This window comes from Microcoleus sp. Pol11C3 (genome assembly GCF_036701485.1).
GTDB lineage: Bacteria > Cyanobacteriota > Cyanobacteriia > Cyanobacteriales > Microcoleaceae > Microcoleus.
Map to the genome: position 1 here is coordinate 1 of NZ_JAUBQW010000234.1, position 4,411 is coordinate 4,411.

The following is a 4,411-nucleotide window of genomic DNA, read 5'->3' on the forward strand; positions in this document are numbered from 1 at the left end:
TTATCTTTAGTTGAGTTTGAATATATCGGTCGCTCCTATTCATAGTTTGCGATCGATTATTCAGCAAGCCCTAAGTACGGAGAAATGGGTTTTTTGAACTTTATGATTTTCCGGGCGGCACAAGAAAATCGACTGCGGGTGCACAATGTGGATATGCAGTTGTTGATGCCGGATTTTGACCAGGATTTGCTGAGGAAGCGGTTTCCGGTGGAAGAAAGCGGGCCTGCTGGCGATCGCACTCAGGCGACGGTGATTCACTGGTGCGGGCCGAAGCCGACTTTATCTACTGAGAAAGTTTACTCGGAACCGATGAATTTTTGTCGCCGCAAGTGTGAGGAGGATGTTTGGAACCGCACGGGTTTGGCGGCGGAGATGTCGTTGCAAGTTGAGGATTTACAGCGATCGATCTACGTGTATAAGAATAAGTTTAAGAAGAAGTTTCGGCAGTTGACTGGTAAGTAGATTAGGACTGGCGCGGGCGAGAAATCGGGCAGATCCCTCGATTTCTCGCCACCAAATCCAGATTTTTCTAATAGTCTTTTGTCAAGAGGCTTTTTTTTACCGCAGATGTCAGCGGATGAACGTGGCTGCACGCGGATTTTGGCTTACCCATCCAGGGGCAAACTTGGCCCGGCTGGGGGTAAAACTTGGCGGTGAACGCTTATTTTGTGGCTTTCCCGCTGAGTTTGCATTTCGACGGCGATCGCCTCAAATTCGACTTCCATGCAGCCGTAGGGAATCTCTAACTCGACACTTGCTCGAACATTTCCCAACCCGTTAGCTTTAAATTCGGTAATCCAGCGCGGCCCGTCAAGAATCAGGTAGGTTTGTCGATCGTATACCCAAACTTTCACATAAATCCGGGGCATTAATTCCGGAAGCTGCACTTGCACTTTTACAGCCTGGCCCGCGAGGATTTCGGCGCGTGGCAATTCCAAAATAGGCATCGGTACTAACTCGTCTTCTGGCAAAACGTAGGGAGTCGGGGGAGTTACTTCTGCTGCGACAGTTGTGGTTTTTTGAGCAACTTGTTTTGGCTGCGGGGGCTCATCAAAAACGACAAATTCTCTGGCTTCCGGGCTAGTGGATTTGGGGTCGGAATTTGTTTCCGTGGTTTCGGGTTGCTGCTGGGTTGGGCTGCTTTCTTCCACAACGGCAATTTGGTCGCTGCTATTAGCGGCGGTTTTTGGAGTTGGGGACAGGGTGGTTGCTTTGAGCCATTCGGGGGATTCGCCGTTGCTGGCTAAGGAACTCAGCCGCGACCAAAATCTATTTTGGACGTTTAAAGTTTGAAATGCCTGTTTTGTGGGTCCTGGGGGAGTTTCTGGGGCTGTTGTTGCTAATTCTGGGCTGTTTTCGATTTTTTGGTCAATCGCTGCGATTTCGGCTGTCTGAGTGGGATTCGGGAGGTCTAAAGGTTTGGTTTGCGGGTCGATCGACTCTGGGGCAGTTCGAGGCGAATTGGAGATTTCCGACAGCAATTGCACTCGGCTGCTGTCGGGCAGTTTGTTACCAAATGCGGGCAGTTCTAGACCGCCTGGACTTGGGGTGTGACGCGAAGCCAAGAGAGGGGGTAGGGCTTCAGTGGTTGGGGCTTCAGCGGGGGAGGGAGGGTCTAAGGATTTTTCTACTAGCTTGAGGAAGGATATATTTTTGGCGCTTCCAGACGGTTTTGAGGCTGTTGGGGAGGGTTCGGCTTGATGCTTTTCTTCGATGAAATTGTCTTTAATTTCCTGTAGAAGGTGCTCTAAACGGGCTGTAATTGTGAATAGTTTGGTGGCTAGGGTGACGCCGCCGCTGCTGAGAATTGCTTCTCCTAATATTAGGCGACTTTTGCACTCGGTTGGGATGTAGGTGACGCAGGCAAAGATGCAGGGGGGAACTTGTTCTGGCATCGGCTGCTGGATTTCTGCGAGAATTTTTGAGGTTTGGGGGTCGCGCAGGTAAATTTGCAGTTGTGCTGAACCGATGAGTTGTTTGAGTTCTATCGCTTCGGATTCGGGGATGAGAGTTGCTGTTTTTCTGCTTTGTTGGGGGGGTTGGGGAATGTCGATTTTGCCGGAAATGATTAAGGGGCGACCGAGTTGGGTGACGAAGGTTTCTCGATCGAGAGCGAGTTCGAGTTTGACGCCCGGTTTGGGTTCGGCGGTTTGGGGAATTGGGAATTGGTAGATTTTGGTCTGCTGCGGTGCCTCAGCGGCTGCTGGGATTGGGGTTGGTGCGGGGCGATCGACCGGTGCTGCAATTTGTGGGGCTGGGCGATCGACCGATGCTGCGATTTGTGGTGCTGCGGGGGAAGTTGCGGGTTCGGTTTGGTCGATCGGCGGTAGGGGTTCGGAGGTTTCCGATTCTGCAGGCAATACTTCCAACTGAACGCCGTACTGCCAAGGTTTTAGTGGTGTTGATTGGGGATCGGGCAAGCAGGAGAGTTCCCACAGTCCGGGTTTGAGCCTGGTGTAGGGAATGATCACGACTAATCCTTCGGGGTTGGTGCGGGCTGATCGGCTTTGGACTTTCCGCTGCGCCCCTTCGTCGAAGGAGGTATGGGTAACGCGAATTTCGATGTCGGTGTTGGGGTGCTGAATGCGAGCAACAACACGGTATTTACCTTCTAGAATTTCCACGTCGGAGGTTTCTAGGGGCAACCAGGCGCGATCGCCTTCTTTCTGTAGCAAAAATTCTAATTTTTTCATCTTTCTTTCCCCTTGAAGGCTCCCGCTTGATTCGTCACAGGTTGGTGGTGGTTTGTTGAGCGACAGCTACAGATATTAAATTACTTATGTTTTATAGCCTATCACCACTGTCGGTCAAGAGGCCCACTTACCAAGGACTGCCGATCATGCTGAATGCTGCCCAATAATACGGATGGGATAAATCTTTGCTGTCGAGTTTGGGGATGGACGGGGGCAAGGGAATGTCGCCTCGGGAACTTCGCAGTTGACCGCCTTCGATCGTCACTTTGCCTTCGATCGCGGCAATTTGTGCTTGCCTGAGAGCTTCAGCTTTAATGATTGGAGGGTCGTTTGGCCTGCGGATTTTTAACTGCTGGTAAAACTCTGTCATCAAAGCGAGAGTCCCCGCATCGCTGACGTACCACAAGCTGGCGAGGGCTGATTTTGCTCCTGATTGCAGCGCTAAACCGGCAAATCCGAGTTCTGCTTCTTTGTCTCCCAAGGCGGTTCTACAGGCGCTTAATACTAATAGTTCGAGGGGCGGATTGTTCCATTTTAAATCTCTCATTTGATCTAGTCTAAGTTGCGTGTCCCAAAATTGAATGTAGGAGTTATTTGGGGTTCCGGGGCGGAATTCGGCGTGGGTGGCGAGGTGGATGATTCCGTATTTTTGTTGCAGTCGCTGGGATTGCAAGTTGACTATGGTGAAATCTTCGTTGAGAAAGGATTGACCGGGCCACTGTCGGGCGATCGCGCCCAATTCTAACGGCACTGCCGGCAGCGGTTCTTTGTTTGCCGTTTCTGAAAAATTTGATGCTCCCATTGCTAGGACTTGGGCGTTTCTGAGGTCGGTGTAATTGCTGTCTGTGAATTTGAATGCGGGGATGCGGGTGAGGCTGTATTTTTGGATCAGAAATTGCTTTCCGTCGTGCATTGCTGCTAGGGGTACGGTTCGCAAACCTGCGCCGACGCAGAACAGCAAGGTTTCAATTTTTGCTGTTTGCAAATCTGTTTCTAGGGGTGCAACTATCCATTTGTATAGTTGTTGAGCTGGTTCTAAATAGGTAGTTGTGTTGAGTTTTACCGGGTTGGTGATTTCGCTGCCGAATTCTTGGACTACTGAGAGCAGTGTCTCTTGTTTGGCTTCGGGGACGCTGCGGTGAATGGGCGGGCGATCGGGCAATATTAAGATTAATTCTAGTTGGTCGGTGCGCGGGATAGCGTAAATTAAAGCTGGTTTTTTCTTGGTTTGAACTGCTAGGCGGGAGAGAGTTTTTGATATTGCTTGGGCAGTTTTCGCACGGGCCCCAAAGTCTTGTTCAAAGTATTTTTGATAGTCTTCTTCCCAGTTCTGTTCGATTCTGGTTACAGCTTCGGTGAGGTTTCCCTGATCGAGCAAATTTCTCATTTCTTGTCCGCCCAGTCCGCCCTGGCCTGTGTTTTGGGCAATTGTAGCGATGTTCGCCGTACTCCAGCAGAAAAATATTGCTGTCAAACAGTAAAAAATAGCTTTTTTAATTTTTTTCTGAGTCGTGTGTTTTTGGCGTTGGTGCTGGGATTGGTAGTGCATGATTTTGGGGCGGTTAAGGACGCCGTTGGCGGCAGCAGTTGGCAAAAGTTGGGATGTGGGTGGGAATATTTGACTGTGCTGGCGATCGCCAGCCCTGTCAAGGTGTCTGCTGAGCCTGGTCTGGAAGTCCTGTGTGCACGGCAGTCACCGATAGTGTATTCGGAAGAAC

General features: G+C 50.5%; 4 protein-coding genes. 2 read left to right on the forward strand and 2 right to left on the reverse strand.

Annotated elements, in window-relative coordinates:
• Positions 1-93 precede the first annotated feature (93 nt).
• Positions 94-462 (forward strand): hypothetical protein, encoded by a 369-nt coding sequence (locus QUA40_RS27735; RefSeq protein ID WP_333131783.1) that lies wholly within the window; start codon positions 94-96, stop codon positions 460-462.
• Between the two features lie 143 nt (positions 463-605).
• Here QUA40_RS27735 and QUA40_RS27740 read toward each other — a convergent pair whose 3' ends face one another.
• Both QUA40_RS27740 and QUA40_RS27745 read right to left on the reverse strand, forming a co-directional pair.
• Positions 606-2,693, reverse strand: coding sequence for a hypothetical protein (locus tag QUA40_RS27740; RefSeq protein WP_333131784.1), 2,088 nt, complete (start codon positions 2,691-2,693; stop codon positions 606-608).
• A 127-nt stretch (positions 2,694-2,820) separates the two neighbouring features.
• Positions 2,821-4,242 carry a CHAT domain-containing protein gene (locus QUA40_RS27745; protein ID WP_333131786.1) on the reverse strand — a complete coding sequence of 474 codons (1,422 nt, stop codon included), beginning with the start codon at positions 4,240-4,242 and terminating at the stop codon, positions 2,821-2,823.
• Here QUA40_RS27745 and QUA40_RS27750 point away from each other — a divergent pair.
• A partial coding sequence (locus QUA40_RS27750) for a hypothetical protein (protein ID WP_333131788.1) occupies positions 4,231-4,411 on the forward strand: 181 nt, incomplete at its 3' end. The genes QUA40_RS27745 and QUA40_RS27750 overlap by 12 nt on opposite strands.